Origin of the sequence: Taibaiella soli (assembly GCF_003236175.1) — a bacterium.
GTDB lineage: Bacteria > Bacteroidota > Bacteroidia > Chitinophagales > Chitinophagaceae > QKTW01.
Genome location: NZ_QKTW01000028.1, coordinates 14,019 through 37,454 on the forward strand (window position 1 = coordinate 14,019; position 23,436 = coordinate 37,454).

Below are 23,436 nucleotides of genomic sequence, written 5' to 3' on the forward strand. Positions count from 1 at the left end.
CCTTCTGTTCATTTTTTTTCATTTAAACTACTTAAACAATCCGCTTATGAATTATTGTACTCGAATAGCTGCGGTTGCGCTCCTGACGCTGGTGGGCAGTTCGCAGACGTACGCACAGTTGTCGGGCACTGTTACAGTACCGAGCACCACTTACCCCGACCTGTCTTCGGTTGTCACCGCCTTGAATACGCAGGGTGTTGGTACAGGAGGCGTGACCATCAATGTTACAGCCAGTAATACGCAAACTGCGCCTGCGGGCGGTTATGTATTAGGTAGCGCCACGTTGAATGCTTCCGTTTCTTCCGCTAAAACCATCGTGATACATGGCAATGGCAATACCATCAACGCTTTCATGGGTACGGGTACTACCGACGGTTTTTTTAAAATCGCGGGTACCGATTACGTAGCAATCGATAATTTTTGGTTTGCAGAGAGTAGTGCCAATACTACTGCCACAACGCAGATGGAGTGGGGCGTTGCGTTGCTGAAGCTTAATAATACATTGCCCTATGACGGCTGCCAGAATGTGACGGTGACCAATTGTCATTTCGCAATGGGCACAGCAGCTGTTTCCTCGGCGATTTATGCGGCCAACCATATTCCAACCGATGTTACGGTTCTGAGTCCTACCGGTGCATCCATTTCCGATGCGCAGATCAACAATACGTTTACAGCAAACATCATCACATCAGCACAGCGTGGTATCTACAATATTGGTATGGCGAGTGCTACGTTGTATGACCGTAACACCGTTGTTGCTGGCAATACCATCAATTTTGGCGGTAATGCTACAGCCGCTGCCGGGGTAACATTTACGAACGATTCTATCATGGTCGTTGCGCAAAATACATTTACATCTCCGGCTGCTCAGTCAGCTACACAATATGGTGTAAATGTTACCACAGGTTGTACGGGTAATCTGACCATTACCGGCAATACATTCTCTCAGAAGGGTTCTGGTGGATCCATGTATGCAGTAAGCACCAGCGGTTCTGATGCTAATGCAAACTATGTGCTTGCTGGAAATGTGATCGCGGGCGATACCATGAGCGCGGCTTCATCAAGCACAGTTTTTGGTTTTTATCCAGGTTCATCTTCCACTTATGCAACGGTGAATGTTTCGGGTAATACAATCCGTGATGTATATGCCAGCAATAACTTCTACGGATTTAATATTTATACAGGTAATTCACCTAGCGTAACCATCGGCGGCAATGTGATCCACAATTTCTTTGGTGGTGGAACATTGGTGCCATTTTATATTTACGGTACTGGCACAGGACAGATGAATATCCTGGATAATAAGGCCGTAAACTTAACCTCAAGCATTACTACAGCAACCTACGGAATGCAGGTAAGCTGCGGGCAACAGTATTTACTCTCTGTAAAAAATAATAAGATTGATTCAGTAACGCTGTCCGGCGCGGGTGCCTTTACCGGCTTTTTCATTTTTGGCGGTAATAGCGGCGTTGGCGGCGGTTTTAATAGCCAGGTTTCCAATGATACGATCAGCAACGTAACCGCATCTGGTAATGTTACGGGTATGACTTGTGCTTTGGCAACGCCGGATATTAACCATAATATCGCCGCCAATCTCAGCACCAATACCGGTATATTGATCGGCTATTCTTGTACAGATGGTACTATTCGTTTTCATGATAACATAGCTTCCGGTTTGAAAATCGCCGGTACTTCTGGTAGTCTTACTGGTATGCAGGTGACTACCGGCCGCGACAGTGCCATGATCTATAATAATACCTTCGCTAATATCAGTGTCGGCACTGGTTATAGTAATGGGACAGGTATCATCGGGCTTTCTCTGAATGTAGCGAACAATGGTGCTGCATTGGTTTATAAAGTGTACCACAACACCATCAATTTTTCCGCCGGTACCAGTGGGGCAAATTTTGGTGCACGGGGGCTGAGCTATGTCACAGGTATTACAGCGCTTGATCTTCGCAATAATATTATCAATGTAAATGTAGTACCGGCTGGTACGGGTTTTACTGCTGCAGTTTCCAAATCTGCAGGAACCGCCGGCGTTTCCCCAACTAATATTTTACCGGCAACTGGCGGCAATATTTATTATGCGCCAATGGTTGCGAATTCTTATTTGTATGGAGAAGGAACAGCTAATCCATTGGTAAATGCATTCAGCCTTACAAATGATCCGACGTTTAACAGCACTTGCAGTAACTATAAAAATTTCGTAGGCGGAGATCAGACTTCCTCTGCAGAAAATAACATGGTTGCAGGCAGTCTCCCTTATACATGGGTTCCTTCGGGTGCTTCACTGGCTAAGAAAGCAGGTGTCAATGCGCCGATCGCTGCCGATTATGCAGGTACTACACGTACGTTGCCGGCAGATGCCGGTGCATTGCAGTTCACGGGTACGGTAACCGATAACGAAGGTCCGGCAATTGCCTATACACCGATTCCGGCCACGCTTTATTGTACTACCGCTCCGTCGCTTACAGCCAACATTACAGATGCAAGTGGCGTTAATGCTGCAGCAGGTACTGCACCGCGCATGTACTACCGCAAGGCTTCTGAAAACAATGCATTTGGTACTTATCCTGCCAATAACGTGAGTTCTTTCAGTGGCTGGAAATATGTAGCCGCTACAGGTACTGGTCCGAATTTTAGTTTTACTCCGAATTATGCTTTACTGACTGCACCGGTGGCCACAGGCGATTCCATTATTTATTTTATAGTGGCTCAGGATGCAGCAGCAACAGTAAATGTCGGTAACAACCGTATTGCGTTTAGTACTGGGTATTGCCCTTCAAGTGTAGATCTCTCCGGTGCGACAGCTATCGGCAATACACCAGTACCGAACAGTTATAAAGTAAATGCAGTTCCGGCATTCACAACAATCGCATCTCCGGCAGTTATCTGCGGCGGTGATAATACAGTACTCACACTTTCTGCAGACCCGGCTGATCTTTCCGTGACCTGGCAGAAAGACGACAATACTGGTACGTTTGCCAATATTGCAGGAGCAACCACAAGTACTTACACAACGCCAGCATTAACAGCTAATAATAATTACAAAGCATTACTGCAATGTGGCAGCACGACCATGGCTACGGCCACAACTGCAGCTGTGACGGTTAATGCGCCACAAATTACAGGTACTACACCTAATCAGCACTGTGGTACCGGAACTGTAGTGCTTGCTGCTGCTGCTACAACGGGTGCCACAATCAACTGGTATACGGCTGCAACAGGTGGCATGCCAGTTGCCACAGGTACTTCTTATACAACGCCTATCATTGGTACCACAATCACTTACTATGTTTCCGCAAGTAATGGTTCAACTGTCAAAAAAATAGGTAAGGCATTTTCTGGAGGCTATGATGGCAATTCTGTTTCAGCAGGTGGTCCGGTCTTCAATGCCCTGGTTCCATTTACGTTACAATCTGTAGCCGTTTATCCGGTTGGTACCGGCGCCGGTACCGTAACAATCGTGTTGCAAGATGCGACGGGTACTGCATTGCAGACCGCAACGGTAAATCTTACGGGTACCGCATCTCCTGGTATAAAAACAATTGTTCCGCTGAATTTTCCTGTAGCCGTAGGCAACGCATATCAATTGCGTTTTACTGCAAAAACGGGTAGTATAACAGGGCTCGTTCGTGATAACAGCGCGAGCAGTGCTATTACATTTCCTTACACAATACCAGGCGTAGCATCCATTACCAATGGTTCTACTTCCGGCCAATACTGGTATTTCTATGACTGGGCCATCACTACAAATTGTGAAAGCGCGCGTACACCTGTTGTAGCCACAGTAAGTAACAGCGCTCCGGCCTTTTCTGTAAGTGCTGCGCAAACGGTATGTAACAATGGTGTTGCAACCATGTCTGTTTCCTCTCCGCTTACCAATTATGATACTTATGTATGGACGCCATCGACCAATTTGTTTACCGATGCGGCCGCAACAATACCGTATGTAAATGGTGCGTCAGCAGCTACAGTTTATGCTAAAACAGCTACGGCAGGTGCTACCATGTACACGGCAATGGCTACAAGCACTACGTCTGGCTGTACGGGTGCAGATAGCGGAAAAGTGTGGGTGCAGCCAGCAACTGCTTCTGTAACGGTATCTCCAGATACGATTTGTATCAATGGTATCGCACGTATGAAACTGAATCCTGGAGCAGGTTATGCACCGGGTAGCATTCAATGGGAAAGCTCAGCAAATAACACTACTTACGCCGCAATTACCGGTGCAACAGACACCGCGTATTTTACAGGCGTAACAGGTACTACGTTTTTCCATGCACGCATTAAGAACACAGCAAACGCTACCTGTCTGCAACCTTACGACAGTGTCATCGTTTCTAATCCACAGGTGGTGACCACAACTCCAGGTACTCATTGTGGCCCGGGTGCTGCAATTTTGCAGGCAACGGGTACTGGTAATACAATTTTGAAATGGTATGATTCATTGACAGGTGGAGCGAATCTTGCTTCCGGTGCTTCGTTTACTACGCCAGTAATCACCGCGAATACTACTTATTACGTTTCTGCTGTAAGTGGCTCTGGTGAAGGTTATATCGGAAAGGTAAATACTAATGGTACTACAGGATCCAACTCCGCATCTGGTCTTAAATTTGATGCGCTGGTACCATTCACGCTGGAGTCAGTAGCCATTTATCCGATTGGTAGTACGAATCTTTCATTCCCTGTTGTGTTGAAAAACGCTGCGGGAACGACTTTGCAGACCGTGAACGTAAACGTGACCGCAACTGCCGCTCCTGGTGTGAAAACGCGCATTCCGCTCAACATTAACGTTCCTGCGGGAACAGGTTTGCAACTCTGTTTAGGTTCATCTCCGGCTATCAGCTTTAACTACGATAATAATTCCAGCACAACAGTAAGTTATCCGTATACGCTGCCTGGTATTGCATCAATAACAGGTACCAACGGGGGCGCGACTACTGTTTACTATTATTTCTATGACTGGATGGTTTCTGCTGCCTGCGAAAGTGCGCGTACACCAGTACTGGCAACGGTTACAACCTCACCTGCGGTAAATATTACTCCTGCTAATGCAACAATCTGCTTTGGGGATACCGCGAGATTTACTGCTAGTTCCGCTAATGCCGGTTATTCTTATTACTGGAATCCGGTAGGACTCGCAGGAAGTACTATTGCGGTTTCTCCGATTTCCTCTATGAATTATTATTTAGTAGCTACAGACAGCAGCACCGGGCCAAATCATGGTTGCTCTTATTTCGATACAACCAATGTAGTTGTAAATCCGGTGCCACAACAGCCGACTGTAACGCTTAATAATTTTGTACTTGATGCTACTGGCCCTTATACAACCTACCAATGGTACCTCAACGGTCAGCTGATTCCAGGCGCTACAACCTCCACCTGGACTGCTACCGCCAATGGTGCCTACACCGTGACTGTAGGCAACGCGAGCGGATGTACGGTCACATCTACACAAGTTCCCGTTTCGGGCGTGTATGTGAGCAACGTAAACGCTGTCTCAAAAACTGTCTCCATTTATCCTAACCCCGCAACTAATGCAATCTGGGTGCGCGCCAGCGAAAGAGTAAATATTGAATTGTATCATGTAGACGGCCGTATGTTGGCACGTGCTGCAGATGCTACAATGCTCGATATTACTCCGTTTGCCAATGGTGTATACATGGTTCGCATTACGGATATGGAAGGACATTTACTTAAAAACGAAAGAGTGGTAAAGATGAATAAATAAAATCGGTTTGGGGTTTTGAACAATTGAAACCTAACAGGCTGTTCCATTCATGGAATGGCCTTTTTTCTTTTTCTTTGTGTAGAAATACACTTGCCGATCGTGAACCATCCAGCTTCGATACAAACGTTTATTCAGGCCATTTATCCTTTATCGGAAAATGCGCTGCAAATTATGATTGCACAATGGGAACTGGTGGAGCTCACAAAAGGAACCATACTTTTTTATGAAGGCAAAACCGCCAGTGATATTTATCTGATAGCGCAGGGCATTGCGAGGGCATTTTGTTACAAAGAAGATAAGGAGCTAACTTTCTGGTTTGGCAAGGAAGGAGATTTCGTGCTTTCTTACAATAGCTACATTTACGACAAACCAGGTTACGAATCAATTGAGTTGCTGGAAGACTCGGTTTTGTACACAATCGGGCATGAAGAACTTCATGCATTGTATCAGCAGAACAGTGAAATAGCAAACTGGGGAAGAAAGCTGGCTGAACAGGAACTGGTAAGAACAGAAGAACGATTCATTAGTCAATTGCTTCAGACGGCCACGGATAAATATAACGCGCTGTTGGAACACAGTCCTGAGCTTTTGCAACGTGTGCCGCTCGGTCATATAGCTTCTTTTCTCGGCGTTACACAAGTAACGCTCAGCCGCATCCGCAAAAAAATAACCCCAACACCTCCATCGTCTGAAGGGGTGTCTTAGCGCGATTTTGCTTCTCTTACAACAAGAACTTGTTGTGTTTGTGATGTCGACGATAGGAGATATTCCTGATAATATTGGTCGCTGACATACGCACTGCACCTTTGTCCCGCTGCAGAAAGCAAATAATGCAACTAAAAATCAGCGATCAGGAAATCAGGCATCGGCGATTGAAAGGCTTTTTAACATTTGTAAAATTATTTCCCGCCAAACTGCCACAACTTTGCATTTCAGAAAAATCTAAGAAATATGAACTGGCTCATACTCATCATTGCGGGATTATTTGAAGTAGGGTTTACCACTTGTCTGGGTAAAGCAAAAACAACCACCGGTAGTACATCAACGCTTTGGTTGGTCGGGTTCTTCGTAAGTCTGACCATGAGTATGTATCTACTCTATAAAGCCACACAAACATTGCCAATGGGCACTGCATACGCCGTCTGGACAGGTGTAGGCGCTGTTGGTACCGTAATCATAGGTATGCTGTTTTTTAAAGAACCGGCGGATTTCTGGCGCTTGTTTTTTATTGCTACACTGATCGCGTCAATCGTTGGATTGAAATTCGTTTCCACAGAATAATCAGATCTCCGATAGGCTGTCAATTTTATTGTACAGGCATCTGCCTTTGGAGTGCTCTTTCTTTGGATGAGCTGAAGAAGGCCCCGCGGTCCGTTCAATGTCGTTGCCTAAGAATAATGTTCATTAAAACTGGATTATTTTTCAAGGTAATTAGCCCGGCAGTACAGTAGTTACGTAGCCTAATCGGGCGATTGCCTAAGCCACGGAGTGATCTGGCTTAGGCTGCCCTTTTTTGCCTACTTTTTTTGCATAAAAAAGTAGGAGAACGGAGATGCTACAGCAAAAGAAAAAACAAGTAGTTAAATCGAGGCTATTTTTAGGGAACGACATTGATTGCACACGGAATATAAATCCGCGATCAACAAATCAGCCATCAGACATTTTTCGTAGTTTGTATGGTAAATCAGCCTTATGCCGCATATCGCCATCATTTCAGCCAGCGTTAGAGTAGGACGCGTAAGCCACAGAGTAGCGCTTTATTTCAAAAATTATATTGAAAGCCGCCAACTGGCAACTGTGGAGATTCTTGATCTGATGGAATATCAGTTTCCATTGTTTTCCGAGCGCTTGCAATTTCAGAAAGATCCCATTCCATCCGCACTGGAGTTTTCGGGAAAAGTTGGTAAAGCAGACGGCGTGTTGATTGTAACGCCTGAATACAACGGCGGTTATCCGGCGAGTTTAAAGAACGTTGTAGATCTGCTTTATCGCGAGTGGCAACGCAAGCCTATCGGCATTTCTATGGTGTCTAACGGCGTTTTCGGCGGCACACAAGTGATCACATCTTTATTGTTTAGCCTTTGGAAAATTCACGCAAATGTGATTCCTGCAATGTTTCCATGTCCGCAGGCGCAGAATATTTTCGAAGAAGATGGTACCATTAAAGACAAAGGTTTAGATGAAAGAGCTGCTCCGTTTTTGAAAGAATTATTTCGCGCAATAGAAGCCAACAAACGAATGGATGGTTGGGATATGAAAATTTAGCAGTCGGATGCGGTCGAAAAATTGTTAAAATTTCAATAAAACGCATCCTCAAAATGAAGGATTTCTTTGATGTGATCGTTCGCTACAAGAACGCTCACTATATCAAAACGTATCTCAGAAAAATTGGGATTGGCGTCAAAATATGCGGCGGCAGCTTCCTTTAGAAATGCCTGCTTACGCGGGTTTACAGCTTCTTCCGGGAATCCGAAATCAAAACTGCTGCGGGTTTTTACTTCGACTAAAATTAACGTTTCACCGCAAGAAAAGATCAGATCCACCTCTTTTTTACCATGCCGCCAATTGCGCTCCAGCATCGTCATACCAAGATTTAGCAAAAAGTTTTCGGCAATTTGTTCACCTTTTATCCCAGTTTCATTATGTTTGGCCATTGAAATACGTCTAAATGAAGGAATTAATCGCAGATTTTCCAGTACAGTTGGAAGAAGCCCTGATCATCGGTCAAAACTATCACTTCCTTTCTGCACGCAAAACTTTTTCGAACATCGTACTTACAGGCCTTGGTGGTAGCGGTATTGGCGGCTCCATTATTCAAAATTTCCTGGGCGACAAAGCGGCGATACCATTCATCGTAAATAAAGATTACACGCTTCCTGCATTCGTTGGCGAAAATACATTGGTGCTTGTTTCTTCTTATTCTGGTAATACGGAGGAAACAGTAGCTTGCCTGCAACAGGCACTTAAAGCAAAAGCAACTATAGTGTGCGTTACATCTGGCGGTAAAGTGGCTGAAGTTGCAAGAAAGAAAAAAGTAGATTGCATTTTGCTTCCTGCAGGTATGCCACCACGTGCGTGTCTCGGCTATTCAATCGTGCAGGTGTTGTTTGCATTACAGTATCATAAATTACTGAAAGGAGATTTTGAAAAAGATATTCTTGCCAGTATAAAACTGCTCAAAAATGAAACCGGAGCGATTCAGAAATCTGCAAAAGCGATTGCGAAAAAGCTGAATGGCAAAATTCCCGTGATTTATACAGCTCCGAATTTTGAAGGCGTGGCGGTACGTTTTCGTCAACAAATCAACGAGAACGGCAAAATGCTTGCATGGCACAATGTGATTCCTGAAATGAACCACAATGAACTGGTTGGCTGGCGCGATAAGAACGACAACCTTGGTGTTGTAATGCTGCGTAATGAGAGCGATTACAGCCGTGTGCAAATGCGCATGGACAGCAATAAAAAAGTGATCAAAAAATATACGTCAACAATCATAGAAATATTCTCACAAGGTAAGAGCTATTGGGAGAAAATATTTTACTTCGTTCACCTCACAGATTGGGTTTCTGTTTATCTCGCAGATCTCCACGGTGTAGATGCTACAGAAGTGAAGGTGATTGATTCATTAAAAGGCGAACTGAATAAAGCATAAAAAAGACCCGAAAGGGTCTTTTTTATTTATGATTGAAGATTTCAGCTTGAAGATTTCATGCTGCGTTTGTTATTCTGCGGCAACGAGGGAGCTCGCTTAATATAGATGTTTGCCCGCCCTAAAAACAAAAAGCAGGAACATCACGATGCGTTCCTGCCTTCTTGTCTATAAGTGTTTGTTGAAATTTCTTTAATCGAAAAGCGCTCTGTAAACAACGCCGGTAATCACTGCTACTTTTTCAGGCACTTTAAACATAGAGTCCTTAGTGCTGTGTGCAACGATGCTCACTTTGCCACGACCTTTGTCAAAACTGTTTTTGATATCGTCGAAGTTAACAATGGCCATTATTACAAAGGCGGCCATTATGGAGCATAAGACAGTTCTTATGTACAGGCGGTATTTTAGATAAATAGCTTTCATCGCCGGGCGATTTTCGATGTGAAGTTATGACAAATTTTAATGCGTGACAAAAAAGTCTTGCATTATATAGATCGTTTAACACGCCAGAATGTTACAGTTGAACATGCACTCGGAACGAGAAAATATTCGCCGGTCCGCGGTCTTTATTATATGCCGGGTTGATGCAAAGTTGATAATCTCCTGAAAACCAGATTGGATAAGCCGTTGGTTTGAAATTGTAGTACATTTCCAGCACGCCTTCGGGAGCATAGTTTAATTTCGAGTCACCGATGATAAAACCATAACCGCCGGCAGCTAAGTAATCACGGTGGTCTTTAGAGATGCCGTTTACAAGTAACGCAACACCCGCATAGTCATCCACACGATGCCACATGTTGCCGTCCAGATTCAAACCGACACTTGCAGTCTGGTCAATTTCTGTAAATGCCCAGCTCTCGTTCTTGCCGTCGTTCCAGCCGAGTCGTGCAAAAAGCCCGAGGTTTTTATTCAATACCTGATCGAAGCTGATACCAAAACCTGTTTTGGTACGGCCGTTCTGGCGGGTTGCAGTAACATCTGGTGTATCTGTCAGACTGCTGCTGGAAATCGCTTGTTTATAACTGCCCATGTCGGCATTGTTCAGATATCCTAAAACCCGGATATTACCGTCTTTGCCATGCCATTTATAAGCCTTGCCGATTTCGGCATTTAAACTGTATGCCTGACTTAAGTCTGTATTTAGTTCTGCACCATTGGCCACTTTTGGCAGCGTTGCGATAGCAGCCTTATAATTCCAGTTGCTTTTCTGCACCTCTGCTGCAAACGCATAAGTATAACCGCGAACGTTTGCAGCAAAATCCCAGGCACCGTTATTCATCAGCGCCCAGTTCATAAATTGTGTACGTGGCGTATTGGCGTAAGCGTTATTATCGAAAAGATCGCCCATGGCGTATTTGCCGACAGTAAAACGCAGATAGTCTTTTGGTTCGTAACCGCCCAGCTGGTTGGCATCATCCTGTTGTACTTCGGTTTCTTTGCTCAGCGCGATGGTTTGCTCCAGATAGCCACGACCCAGATAAAGTGTTGGCGCCGGATTGCCCACACGTGTTGTTTCGCCGTTTGATGAACCGGCCATACCCAATGCACCACTCAAACCGCTACCACCCGCAATTTCCGGATTCACAAAAACTTTTGCACCTTTCCACAGACGGATGCTGAGATACATGGTCGCAGTCAGTGAGTTTTCTTTTTCTTCTTTACCAATCAAACTGTTCGTGCTCTCATATGGCGACGTCATCTGAGGCTTATATTGGTAGATATAAGTGGTCTGAAAATGGAGATTAAACCGTTTTACGGTATCTTTTGATTCGTCTTTAAGGATATTAAAATGGTTTGCTTTCTCTACTTGCGCCAGAGAATGCACGCCGAAAGACGTAAGCAGGAGTGTTGCTGGTAAAAATTTTTTCATCCGCGGATTAATAACTGAGATGGCTGACCTTAATTGAATTCGGCCGCAAAGATGAAGGAATTTTCTTTATGAAAGCATTAAATATGGGCAATGATGAATGGTCAATGGTGAATGGTCAAACGTGAAAAGTCAAATAACGAACGCGAGTGAGTTTGCTATGGAAATCGTTTATACCAATTGACCATCAAAAAAAGCACGGTTAATTGTGTAAAGATGGATTTACGGAACACGACCGGCCTAAGGAAACGTAGGCGTTAAAAAATGAAATGCATACAGCGTCCGCAATTATGATGGTGAACAGAAGCAACACAGATCAATTATAGAATGGCCAGGAAGGGGTATAAAGCCGCATAGTAAGCTTTAATAATTGCAGCGAAATGCCTTTTCATTTTAGCCGTAGTTTCCTTAAGCCTTGAACTTTTGGTTACTTTTGCTTCAAGGCAAAAGTGACAGAAAACACTTCTGTAAAATTGATTTAGCGGAAAATTTTAATCTCGTTTTTGAAGTTCAATTGGTATAATAAGGATTTGCGCCTTAGTGCCGCCGCGAGACAAAGCTTTGCGTCTTTGCGGGAAAAGCTAATAGTGACGGCAAAAAAATCCCCCGCAATATTGCGAGGGATTCGAATTATTTAATTGTCTAAGCTAGTAATCGCTTCGGAAATTCCCCTCCGAAGGAGGGGGCAGGCTAGGCCGAGGCCTAGTTTCCAAATTCACTCAGGAACTTGATGCGCATCATTTGCAGTTGTTCGATGCTTACATCGCGGTCTTTGAACTCCTCGTAAGCGCTGTCCAGGTTGTCGTCGTGGCTGGCGCGGAAATAATCGAAGATATCCTCCTGCTCGTATTCGTCGAGTTCCTGTTCGATACAGTAATCAAGATTCAGCTTTGTACCGCTGGCAACAATCGTTTCCATTTCGGTAAGCAGATCCTGCAAATTCAGTCCTTTGTTTTTCGCAATGGTTTCCAGCGGAATTTTCTTGTCGATGTTTTGAATAATAAACACCTTCATACCACTTTTGTTCACCACACTTTTCATGACGAAGTCGTCTGGTTTCACAATTTCATTCTCTTCCACATAGCCAGCGATCAGGTCTACAAACTTCCGGCCATAGCGTAATGCCTTGCCCTTGCTCACTCCCTGGATTTTTTCCAGTTCTTCGAGCGTAGTAGGATAGTTGGTGGCCATATCTTCCAGCGAGTTTTCGAGGAAGATCACAAACGGAGGCAGGCCTTTTTCTTTTGCTACTTGTTTACGCAGATCTTTCAGCATGTCAAATAGCCTTGTATCCAGCGTTGCAGCAGCACCCAGGGCCACTTCTTCCTCTTCCTGAACAGCGGCCACTTCTTCGTAGTTATGATTCAGCGCCACCATAATCGAATATGGTTTCTTAAGGAATTTATGACCTTTTTCAGTCATTTTCAGCAGGCCGTACTCTTCAATATCCTTACGGATCATGCCTTCCAGCATCATCTGGCGTATAAGAGATTGCCAGAAATTTGCATCCATTTTCATGATCAGACCGGCGCCGAAAGACTTAAGCTTATCGTGGCGGAATGTTTGAATTTGCGGATTGGACTTGCCGAGAATGATATTTACAACGTAGTCAATGTTGAAACGTTCGTCCAGTTCATTAACCGTGTCGAGTACAATTTTAGTGCTGTCGCGAACTTCCAGTTTTTCTTTTGGATTCAGACAGTTGTCACATTTACCGCAGTTTTCACTTTTATATTCCTCCCCGAAATAATGCAGTAAAAGCCTGCGACGACAAACGCCACTTTCGGCGTAAGCCAATGTTTCAGAAATCAGTTGAGCTCCCATTTCGCGCTCGCTCAGCGGCTTGTCGCGCATGAGGTGTTCTAATTTCTGTACATCTTTATAAGAATAGTATAACAGACAGTTGCCTTCCAGTCCGTCACGGCCGGCACGGCCTGTTTCCTGGTAGTAGTTTTCCAGCGACTTCGGAATGTTGTAGTGCATTACGAAACGCACGTCCGGCTTGTCGATACCCATACCGAAGGCAATCGTCGCAACGATTACATCCACTTCTTCCATCAGGAACGTATCCTGGCGTTGGGCGCGGGTAGTGGCGTCCAGACCGGCATGATAAGCTACGGCGCTGATGCCGTTTGCCTGCAATGTAGATGCCAGTTCTTCCGTCGTTTTACGGTTGAGCGTGTAAATAATACCGCTTTTACCTTTCATGGAGTGAATGTATTTGACCATGTGCTTGAGCACCTGTTCTTTCTTGCCCTTTGGAACAATCTCGTAATAAAGGTTCGGACGGTTAAAGGAGGAAACAAATACGTTCGGTTCGCGGAGCGACAGGTTTTTTACGATGTCGTCCTGCACTTTTGGTGTAGCAGTAGCCGTGAGTGCGATAATCGGAAGATTTGGATTGATCTCTTCGATCATATCGCGCAACTTGCGGTATTCCGGACGGAAATCATGCCCCCATTCCGAAATACAGTGTGCTTCATCGACAGCTACAAAAGAAATATTGATATCTGAAAAGAAGGAGATATTTTCCTGCTTAGTAAGCGTTTCCGGTGCGACATACAGCATTTTGGTATGTCCTTCGAGAATGTCGGATTTTACCTTTTTCTGCTGTGTTTTGCTCAATGTAGAGTTCAAAAAATGGGCAATATGATCACTGCTGCTGTAACCGCGAATCAGGTCTACCTGATTTTTCATGAGGGCGATTAGTGGTGATACGATAATTGCGATTCCGTCGCTCAAAAGGGCCGGCAGCTGATAGCAAAGCGATTTCCCGCCGCCGGTAGGCATGATCACAAATGTGTCTTGCCCCGATAAAATGCTTTTGATAATTTTTTCCTGATCACCCTTAAAGCCTTCAAAGCCAAAGTGTTCATGGAGTGATTTTTTTAAATTGATTTTAGATTTAGCAGTTGCCATACCAGCTTCCATACACAAATTATTTTACCAGAGGTAATTATTCAATCATCCGCAAAGAATATATAAGTCTCCCGAGTAGCGTTAAAAAGGATTGCGAATTTACAACAGTCAAGTTAAAAAAAGTAAAAGAAATATACAAACTTATATTAAACTGTTGTTAATGTTATGCATATCAGATTTTTATATACTGGCTGGTTGTGATTTTTCATGATTATTCGATTGCAAGGTAATGTGATTTAAAGTCGTAATTTTTATCAAGAAAGGTGGTAAGCTGTGCAAATTGATCAGGATTGCGCAGGAAATCCACTTTTGAAATATCGATAATCAGTGTCTTTGAAATATCTTGTTTCAGATATGTTTGATATACGTTTTGCACCTTCTCAAGGTATTCATCCGGAATTTGCTGTTCATAGTCGCGGCCACGGTTGTGAATATTGCGTTGCAGGCTGCTTATGGGCGCATGCAGATAAATCAGTAAATCAGGTGCTGCAAGGTTTGGGTCAATGATATTGAACAAGTTCTGAAACAGTTCGTATTCCTCATCTTTTAAATTGATGCGGGCGAAGAGTTTGCTTTTAATAAATATATAATCAGCAATTATTTTTTCCTGGAAAAGATCCGGGGTGGTGATCATCTCCTTCAATTGTTTGTAGCGGTCGGCAAGAAAAGATAATTCAAGCGGAAATGCGTAACGTTCTGGTTCCTGGTAAAATTTTGGCAGGAAAGTATTATCCGCAAATTCTTCCAGCACAATGCGGGCATTGTAATGTTCGGCCAGCATTTTGGCCAGCGTTGTTTTACCTGCGCCAATATTTCCTTCTACTGCAATGTAACGGTAATCCATAAGAGAAAATCCCCAGGTGCTGAATTGGTTTGCAAAATTCCGAATAATCTGCCTGATTTTGAACAGTTTCATTAAAAATCATGAAATCCCCCTACCAACGGTAGTTCCAGGGAACATCCGGCTGTTATATTGCATCGCTAATCCAGTTGGTTTCCTGTTTGAAACAGGCGAACCGGCAAAGGATCCTGGCAGTTTTTCAATAGTTCTTTCATCGATTGGTGTAACAGTGGGTGTATTTTATCAGGGGCAATTTCCGCCAGCGGAACCATTACAAACCGGCGATCCTGCAAAAAAGGATGCGGTATCATAAGGTTTGGCTGCTGCACAACGGCTTCGTTGTACAACAGGATGTCAATATCTATGGTGCGCTGTCCCCATTTTATATGGCGTTGGCGACCAAGCGTAAGTTCGGCTTGCTGTGTTTTTTGGAGCAGTGATTCCGGACTGAATTGAGTATTAATGCAGATAACCTGGTTCAGAAAGTCTGGCTGATCTTCCAGGCCCCAGGCTGCGGTTTCGTATAAAGATGATTTTCGGATAACCGGTCCACAGGTTTCGGCGATAATCGAAACAGCCTTGCCGAGCTTTTCTTCGCGATTACCTTCGTTACTGCCTAATAAAATGTATACTTCATTCATTTGGAGATGTAAAGATAGTTGAGAATGATAACTTAGATTTGTAAACAGTAATATTTAAAACAACACTAGATGAAACAATTCTTTAAGATGTTTTTTGCCTCGCTGCTGGCCATGATTGTGGCGGGAGTAGTGATGGTGGTTATTTTTATAGCCATTATCGCCGGCCTGGTATCAAAAACGGTATCGTCAGAAAAAGAGAAAAAAGTAATGACTGCTTCTGTTCTGAAAATAGAACTGGACAGGACGATGCACGAACAGGGAGAAACAAATTCGTTCTCCATGTTTAGCAATGATGAACCATACAATGCAGGTTTGTACGATGTTGTGAAATCGATTAAGAAAGCCGCAACGGATGACAATATCAAAGGCATTTTTATTAAGCTGGATGGCACTGCCAATGGTTGGGCTACATTGCAGCAGCTGCGGCAGGCGCTGACTGAGTTTAAATCCAGCAAAAAATTCATCTATGCCTACGGCGAAAATATTCCGCAGAAAGCTTATTACGTAGCGAGTGTGGCTGATAGCGTGTATCTGAATCCGGTGGGCAGTATGGAAGTGAAGGGTTTGGTTTCTCAGCTGACTTTCTTTAAAAATGCGCTGAGCAAGCTGGAAGTACAACCTGAAATTTACTATGCGGGTAAATTCAAAAGTGCTACGGAACCATTCCGTGCCGATAAAATCAGCGATGCTAACCGCGTGCAGATCACAGCGCTGCAAAACGGCATCTGGGCCGAATTTTTGAATGCAGCCGCGCAGCATGCAGGTACAGATACGGCATCTATTCATGCTTTGGCAACTAATGGTTCTATTCAATTTCCGGCTGATGCGTTGAAAAGCAAACTTGTAGACGGTTTGCTGTATTGGGACGAAGTGGAGGATCGTATGCGCTCCAAAATGGGCCTGAAAGCTGATGAAAAGATCAATTATGTTTCGCTCGATGAATACAATGACAAGTCTGTAGTTGATGGTAAATCAGAGGATGGCAGAATCGCTGTGTTATTTGCGGAAGGTGATATTGTAGATGGTAGTAAGGAAGATGATTATCAGATTGCATCGGAAGATTTTGTGAAAACAATCCGTTCGCTCCGCAAAAACGATAAAGTAAAAGCTGTAGTAATGCGCGTAAACTCTCCGGGTGGCAGTGCGCTGGCTTCAGAAGTGATGCTGCGCGAATTGCAATTGCTCCGTCAGAAAAAGCCATTAATCGTTTCGATGGGTGATGTTGCAGCTTCAGGTGGTTATTATATTTCTTGTCAGGCGGATAGCATTTTTGCGATGCCTAATACGATTACAGGTAGCATCGGTGTATTCAGCATGTTGTTTAGCATAGAAGGATTGATGAAGAACAAACTGGGTGTGAATTTCGACGAGGTAAAAAATGCGCCTTATGCCGATTTCCCGACCATGTCACGCAATTTGACTGCTAACGAAGCACAGCGCATGCAGAATGGTGTGGATACTATTTATCATATTTTCAAAAGTCGCGTTGCTGCTGGTCGCCATATTTCGGAAGCTGATGTGGATAGCATTGCGCAGGGCCGTGTGTGGACAGGTAAAGATGCTTTGGCCATTCACCTCATCGATGCTTACGGTAATCTGGACCGTGCTATTCAGAGTGCGGCAGCAAAGGCAAAATTGAGTAGTTATAAAGTGGTGACTTACCCAGAACCGGTTGATAAACTGGAAAAACTGTTTCGTCGTGTGAGTCGCGCCAATGCTTCAACGGCGCTGACTAAACAGATGATTGAAAATGAACTGGGCGAAGATTATCAATGGTATAAAGAATTTAAATCATTGAGAAAGATGAATGGTAAAACGATGATGGCGATGCCAACGAAGTTGTCTTTCGAATAAAAAGCTTTTAGCAAGTGCAAAGGCTGTCTCAATTGAGGCAGCCTTTTGTTTTTAGGGAATCTGTGAAACTGTCAGACGACTTTGAGTCGTCCGACAGTTTTCCGCTGTTGCGGCACTGTTAAATTCCCTGCTATGATCCCTTCGCGTTTTAACCTGGTTATATATATTCCCGTCTTCATAGTATCTTTAGGGTGAAAATCATTCTCCCTTTATATTTTTAGTTTCTGTGAAAAAAGAATCCATCTCGGTATTCGATATATTTAAGATTGGCGTCGGGCCAAGCAGTTCTCATACGCTGGGTCCATGGCGGGCTGCATTACGTTTTCTGGATGGCATTGCCGCTACAGAAGATCTTCAGAACATCGCATCGGTTAAGGTTTTACTCTATGGTTCATTGGCCAAAACAGGTCATGGGCATGGTACGGATGTTGCGGTGATCCTTGGTCTTTGTGGCGAAGATCCGGTGACGTTTGATGTAAACGAAATTACGCCACGTATGCGCCAGATTTCCGAGCAGAAAAAAATGAAAGTCGGCAAGGCAAAAGAAATTGCTTTTGACCCGGCGGTAGACGTAGAGTTTCTGATGAACGAAAGTCTGCCGTTTCACCCGAATGCATTGACTTTTCTTTGCAGTTTCGAGGATGGGCGTGATGTTGCGGAAACATTTTATTCCATCGGCGGCGGATTTGTAGTAAAAGAAAACGAACAAGGTGGCGGTGCAAATGACGTGGAACTTCCTTTCCCGATTGAGAAAAATGCAGATCTTTTACACTGGTGTATGAAAACCGGTCTCAGCATCAGCGAAGTGGTAATGGAAAATGAATCTGCATGGCGTAGCGAAACCGCAACCAAAGCGGGTGTGCTGAAAATATGGGAAGTAATGCGTGATTGTATTTATCGCGGGTGTCATATCTCGGGAGAATTACCTGGTGGGCTGCATGTAACACGCCGGGCAGCGGCACTCAATAAAAGATTGCTTAAAGACAAAACATATAATAATCACCAGGAGTGGGTGGCGGCAATTCGCGAAGGCGGACAGCAGTTTAAATACACGCTTGACTGGGTAAGTTGTTTTGCGCTGGCTGTAAACGAGGAAAATGCTTCTTTCAGCCGAGTGGTAACAGCTCCTACAAATGGCGCTGCGGGTGTAGTTCCTGCGGTATTACAATATTATATCGCGTTCTGCGATGGTTTTGACGAAGATAAAATTATCCAGTTCCTGTTGGTGGCTTCGGAGATTGGTAGCATTTTCAAGAAAGGTGCAACGCTTTCTGCTGCAATGGGTGGCTGTCAGGCAGAGATCGGTGTATCATCAGCGATGGCTGCAGCAGCGCTTACCGAATGTCTCGGAGGTAGCGTTCGCCAGGCTATGATGGCGGCGGAAATTGCAATGGAACACCATCTGGGTCTTACTTGCGATCCGGTTGCCGGACTGGTGCAGGTGCCATGTATTGAACGTAACACAATGGGCGCTATCAAAGCAATCACAGCCTCACAACTGGCATTGCAAAGTAATCCGGATAATGCACGTGTATCGCTGGATGCAGTGGTGAACACGATGTGGGAAACCGCACTGGATATGAATCATAAGTACAAGGAAACCGCCGAAGGCGGACTCGCGACCAATATTCCGATCAGTTTAAGTGAATGTTAGTTTTCGATGAATTTTTATAGGAAGGGTAGCGGTGACGCTACCTTTTTTTGTTGATGGAGAGCGGGTTTCTCGCAAAGTAGTTGCGTTTTCTTTCTCGCGGCGGCACGAAGGTTCCGGGATGTTTTCCTTTACTTAATTTTAAATCCACACTGGCGTAGGTGTTCTGAAGGGCACTAGAGTCCATAAATTCTGCCGGTTTCCTAAATGGCATCGTCGAATGTCGACTGGAATTAATCATTGATTTCTGTCATTTGAAAAATTAATTGAATTATTTAATTTGGCGGCAGCCTCCCAATTCGATCATTAATAAAGTGAAATATGTTTTTACGGAACTCTATCGTTGCAATGCTTTTGCTTTGTCTTGGTTTTTTTAGTGTCAGCGCTGCCGAGAAAAACAGATTTCTAAAAGATGATCCGGAATCCATTAAACAGTATGTATTGCAGACCCAATGGGACATTGCGCCTAAGGCCAATGCAATCGTTTTGTTTGAGCGCGCTGTTTATTCCATTTCTAAAGATGCCGGTGGATTTTATGTAACCCGCACGGTGCACAGTGTTGTTAAAATCCTCAATAAAGACGGCGTTGATCAGGCTGATGTAGTGGTGCCGGTAGGGTTTTCGCGAACGCATGCGGTAGAATTTAAAAAAGTAAAAGGCACAACTTATAATGTCGAAGATGGCAAACTGGTGAGTCAGTCATTGTCTCCGGATCAGATCAAAAAAGATGTGGTGCGGAACGGCGTCATGTCTGAAAGATTTTCACTGCCTTCGGTAAAAGAAGGTTCAGTGATTGATTATAGCTACCAGATCGAAGAAGACATGTCGTCATTTTTCAGCTGGGATTTTCAGGAAGATATTCCAAAGGTATACAGCGAAGTAGTGGTGATGTATCCGCGGATTTTAAACGTTGGCGGTATTGCGCAGAGCATTTACGCTTTTGAGAAATTTGACGATACGAAAAAGAATGTGGACGATGCATCCGTTCCGCTGGCGTATAGCGGATCAGTCGAGGCGCTGGAACGCGATGATGTGGGAATGCATTGGGTGCGGAGAAATATTCCGGCTTACGAAAAAGAACCTTATGTGTACAATGTGTATAACTATACGGAGAAAATAGACATTCAGGTTTCGGGAATTTACAATGGAATGGGGAACGGTAACCGCTGGGGCACCTGGGATAAAGCGACGGAATACCTTTATAAAAATGAAGCGTGTTTCCAATCGTTGTCGAAGCGGGAAGGTTTTCTCCGCGATGATGTAGAACGGCTTACTAAAGGTCAGCCCGATGATCTGAGTAAAGTGAAAGCTATATATGGTTTTGTGCGTGACAGTTTTGAATGCACGGGTCATAACGGAATCTGGCATGCGAATTTATTGGATAAAGTTTACAGCAAACGCAGCGGCAGTGTTACAGAACTGAATGTGCTACTGGTGAAAATGTTGCGTATGGCGGATTTGGATGGCAATGCAGTGCTGCTCAGTACCAGAAAACATCTCCGACTGGTAGAAGAATATCCCTTGTTGATGCGTTTGAATTATTGTGTCTGTCAGGTGAAACTTGGCGACAGTACCTACTATCTGGATGCCTCTTCTAAAAACATACCATTTGGCGTGTTACCGATGGATTGTTACAACGGCTATTCAAGTGTGATCGACAGGGATAACAGCGAAGCCGTAAATCTTGACCCCGCGATGCTGGTTGAAAAAACGATTGTAGCAGTGCACACAACCAATGATGAGCTCAGTAATTATCAGATAAACGGAACCTGGAGCTTTGGCTGGAGCGGATCAATCCGGTACCGTTCGCAATGGAAAAAGGACAGCATGGAGATTAAAAAATACGTGTTGCAGGAGGTGAAGAAAATGCCAATAGACGCATCATTGATCGATTATTCAGTGAAAAATCTGGATGAATCAGACAAGCCGCTGGTGCTTTCAATTAATATGAAACTGAAATTTTCGCAGGCAGATCATTTAATGATTTCCCCTTGTATGGTACGTAGTTTCAGTGAAAATCCATTTAAGGCAGACAAGCGGTATTATCCTATAGAAATGCCTTCTGCGGCGGTTATGTCATTTATTCTCTACTTGAAAATACCGAAAGAATATAAAATCGGGTCTTGTCCGGAATCGGTGGTTTATCGTATCGATGACCGCAATCAATACCGCTACGTGATCGATAAAAACACAGAACAAAATACCATCCAGCTGCGTACCGACTTTACCATGAAAGATGCACGGTTTGATGAAAGTAAATATAGCCAGCTCAAATCATTTTTTAACAGCATGATCGAATGCCAGCAGCAAATGCTGGTACTTCAGAAATAAATCCTGATCAGATGAATAAACCATTACACTATTTTTTCGGCGCTGTATTTTTTACGATGCCATTTTTATCGCAGGCAAAATCCGGTAATGAGCCTTCCTACGCAGTAAACAATATTAATAAGGCGCTGTTGACAAATGCCAGTGCAGTAGTACGGCATTACGATCAGGACGTCGAAATAGTTGCTACGAATGAGGTCACGAACCGCACGCATATCGTATTGACTATTCTCAATGAAAAAGGTCAGCATTACGCATCTGCGATAGATTTTTTCTCGTCGCTGTCAAAGATAAAAAAGATGACAGCCGCAGCTTATGATGCCAATGGTGACCTGCTCTATAAAGTGAAAGAATCTGATTACATCACTAGAACTGTTTCGCCGCAGCCGGGGCATTATGATGATAATAAAATACGTTATTATGATTTTCCGAAAGGAAGATTCCCTTATACGATAGATGTTTATATAGAAAAAGAAGAACAACAAACCTTCTTTCTGCCTAGCTGGACACCACAGGAAAGCGGCGATATTGCAGTGGAAAACGCAACATTCACAGTAGTTACAGCGCCGGATTATCAATTGCGGTACAAAGGTTTTCATGTAGCGGATGCGCCGGTCATTGCAGGAACAGAGCAACGGAGGTATAGTTGGAAAATCGCTGATATTGCCGCCAGCCCTGAGGAGCCACTGACGCCCGAAAGCCGGCTGTCCCGGCCGTGTGTACTGTTGGCGCCTACCAAATTTGAAATAGACGATCATAGTGGCACCATGACTAGCTGGAGCGACTTTGGCAAGTTCATCTACGAATTAAATGCACAGCGCGATATCTTGCCGGAGGCAGAGAAAAAGAAGATTCATGCTTTGGCAGATAAATTACCGGATAACCATGAAAAAATCCGCGTGTTGTATAAATATATGCAGGATAATTTTCGGTACGTAGCGATAGAATACGGTATCGGCGGTATTCAGACGCTTAGTGCGGATTTTCTTTGCAACAACCGTTACGGCGATTGCAAGGCGCTCAGTAATTATATGATGGCGATGCTGAAGGAAGTTTCCATTCCTGCAAACGTGGTGGTGATTTCTGCTGGTGAAACGCCGCGTATGAAAATGCAGACAGATTTTGTGTCCAGCCAGTTTAACCATGCTATTTTATGTGTGCCGATGGCAAAAGACACTGTCTGGCTGGAATGTACGAGCACCGATCTGCCGTATAATTATCTGAGCGATTTTACCCAAGACCGAAATGCGCTGATGGTGACTCCGAATGGTGGCGTGGTGGTACATACGCCGGTGTATGGTGTAGCAGTCAATAAGGTAGTCCATCGTGCGACTGCAAGAATAAATGATGACGGTAGTCTGGATGTAACGATGAACAACCACTATACCGGAACGCCTGCTGTAAAAGTGTTTCACGCAACTACCCATGTTTCGCAGCATGAGCTGGATCAGTATGTGAGTAATAAATTTAAACTGCCTGGTTACCAGGTGATCAAGTCAGAATATAAACATGCCGAGGACGCAGCTATAATGACCATGGATGAAACGATGGACATCAGCGCCGCCAATATGGTGAGCCGCAGCGACAGCCGTTTGTTTGTAGATGCAGATCTGGTTCCGGTAGGCATTGGTGTGCCGGTTGCAACCGAAACTAGGCAGAATCCTTTTTTCTTTCCGAGTTCGTTTGCTGTTGAAGACCATTTTGAAATAGATCTGCCGGCAAATGAAACTATTGAATTTTTGCCCGAGCCGGTAACTGCCAGTTATACTTTCGGTAGTTATTCCTGTGCTGTAAAGCAATCCGGAAATAAGTTGGTCGTTACCCGTACGCTGCAGCAAAATAGCGGTGTTTACGAGGCTTCAGTCTATGCAGATTTCGAAGCATTTGTTGATAAAGTAAATTCCGGTAATCAGATAAAAGTGGTGTTGAAGCACCAATAAATCAAACAA

At 44.2% G+C, this 23,436-nt stretch carries 15 protein-coding genes; 9 read left to right on the forward strand and 6 right to left on the reverse strand.

Translation table 11 applies throughout. From position 1 onward, the window contains the following. The first annotated feature begins 46 nt into the window (after positions 1–46). From DN068_RS20805 to DN068_RS20820, 4 genes are all read left to right on the forward strand, one after another. Positions 47–5,737 carry an Ig-like domain-containing protein gene (locus DN068_RS20805; RefSeq protein ID WP_111000883.1) on the forward strand — a complete coding sequence of 1,897 codons (5,691 nt, stop codon included), beginning with the start codon at positions 47–49 and terminating at the stop codon, positions 5,735–5,737. Positions 5,738–5,836: 99 nt separating this feature from the next. Then, a complete protein-coding gene (locus DN068_RS20810; protein WP_207799077.1) occupies positions 5,837–6,442 on the forward strand; it encodes a Crp/Fnr family transcriptional regulator in 606 nt (201 codons plus the stop codon). Positions 6,443–6,688: 246 nt separating this feature from the next. After that, on the forward strand, positions 6,689–7,018 hold the full coding sequence (locus DN068_RS20815) for a DMT family transporter (RefSeq protein ID WP_111000885.1): 330 nt from the start codon (positions 6,689–6,691) through the stop codon (positions 7,016–7,018). A 411-nt stretch (positions 7,019–7,429) separates the two neighbouring features. Next, positions 7,430–8,002 carry an NADPH-dependent FMN reductase gene (locus DN068_RS20820; RefSeq protein ID WP_111000886.1) on the forward strand — a complete coding sequence of 191 codons (573 nt, stop codon included), beginning with the start codon at positions 7,430–7,432 and terminating at the stop codon, positions 8,000–8,002. A 32-nt stretch (positions 8,003–8,034) separates the two neighbouring features. Here DN068_RS20820 and DN068_RS20825 read toward each other — a convergent pair whose 3' ends face one another. Continuing rightward, positions 8,035–8,391, reverse strand: coding sequence for a YraN family protein (locus DN068_RS20825; RefSeq protein ID WP_111000887.1), 357 nt, complete (start codon positions 8,389–8,391; stop codon positions 8,035–8,037). A gap of 14 nt (positions 8,392–8,405) precedes the next feature. Here DN068_RS20825 and DN068_RS20830 point away from each other — a divergent pair, with 14 nt between their 5' ends. After that, positions 8,406–9,389, forward strand: coding sequence for a bifunctional phosphoglucose/phosphomannose isomerase (locus DN068_RS20830; RefSeq protein WP_111000888.1), 984 nt, complete (start codon positions 8,406–8,408; stop codon positions 9,387–9,389). Positions 9,390–9,578: 189 nt separating this feature from the next. On the opposite strand, the gene DN068_RS22190 is transcribed toward DN068_RS20830, so the two are convergent. The 5 genes from DN068_RS22190 to folK form a co-directional block, all read right to left on the reverse strand. Beyond that, positions 9,579–9,734: a hypothetical protein gene (locus tag DN068_RS22190; protein ID WP_165836477.1), complete on the reverse strand. Its 156-nt coding sequence runs from the start codon at positions 9,732–9,734 to the stop codon at positions 9,579–9,581. 166 nt (positions 9,735–9,900) lie between these two features. Next, entirely contained in the window at positions 9,901–11,256 is a 1,356-nt protein-coding gene (locus tag DN068_RS20835) for a carbohydrate porin (RefSeq protein ID WP_111000889.1), read from the reverse strand. A 699-nt stretch (positions 11,257–11,955) separates the two neighbouring features. Then, positions 11,956–14,184, reverse strand: a complete 2,229-nt coding sequence (gene recQ / locus DN068_RS20840) for a DNA helicase RecQ (RefSeq protein WP_207799079.1) — start codon at positions 14,182–14,184, stop codon at positions 11,956–11,958. Between the two features lie 199 nt (positions 14,185–14,383). Then, positions 14,384–15,088: a deoxynucleoside kinase gene (locus DN068_RS20845; protein ID WP_243630363.1), complete on the reverse strand. Its 705-nt coding sequence runs from the start codon at positions 15,086–15,088 to the stop codon at positions 14,384–14,386. A 65-nt stretch (positions 15,089–15,153) separates the two neighbouring features. Beyond that, positions 15,154–15,654: a 2-amino-4-hydroxy-6-hydroxymethyldihydropteridine diphosphokinase gene (gene folK / locus DN068_RS20850; protein WP_111000890.1), complete on the reverse strand. Its 501-nt coding sequence runs from the start codon at positions 15,652–15,654 to the stop codon at positions 15,154–15,156. A 69-nt stretch (positions 15,655–15,723) separates the two neighbouring features. Between folK and sppA the strand changes: the two genes are divergently transcribed. The 4 genes from sppA (at position 15,724) to DN068_RS20870 (ending at position 23,427) form a co-directional block, all read left to right on the forward strand. After that, positions 15,724–17,508 (forward strand): signal peptide peptidase SppA, encoded by a 1,785-nt coding sequence (sppA, locus tag DN068_RS20855; RefSeq protein WP_111000891.1) that lies wholly within the window; start codon positions 15,724–15,726, stop codon positions 17,506–17,508. Positions 17,509–17,734: 226 nt separating this feature from the next. Beyond that, the gene (locus tag DN068_RS20860) at positions 17,735–19,162 is read left to right on the forward strand and encodes an L-serine ammonia-lyase (RefSeq protein ID WP_111000892.1); all 1,428 of its coding nucleotides are present in this window, start codon (positions 17,735–17,737) and stop codon (positions 19,160–19,162) included. Positions 19,163–19,480: 318 nt separating this feature from the next. Next, positions 19,481–21,490 (forward strand): DUF3857 domain-containing protein, encoded by a 2,010-nt coding sequence (locus tag DN068_RS20865; protein ID WP_111000893.1) that lies wholly within the window; start codon positions 19,481–19,483, stop codon positions 21,488–21,490. After that, the gene (locus tag DN068_RS20870; RefSeq protein WP_111000894.1) at positions 21,457–23,427 is read left to right on the forward strand and encodes a DUF3857 domain-containing protein; all 1,971 of its coding nucleotides are present in this window, start codon (positions 21,457–21,459) and stop codon (positions 23,425–23,427) included. The genes DN068_RS20865 and DN068_RS20870 overlap by 34 nt, the downstream gene beginning before the upstream one ends. The last annotated feature ends 9 nt before the right edge of the window (positions 23,428–23,436 follow it).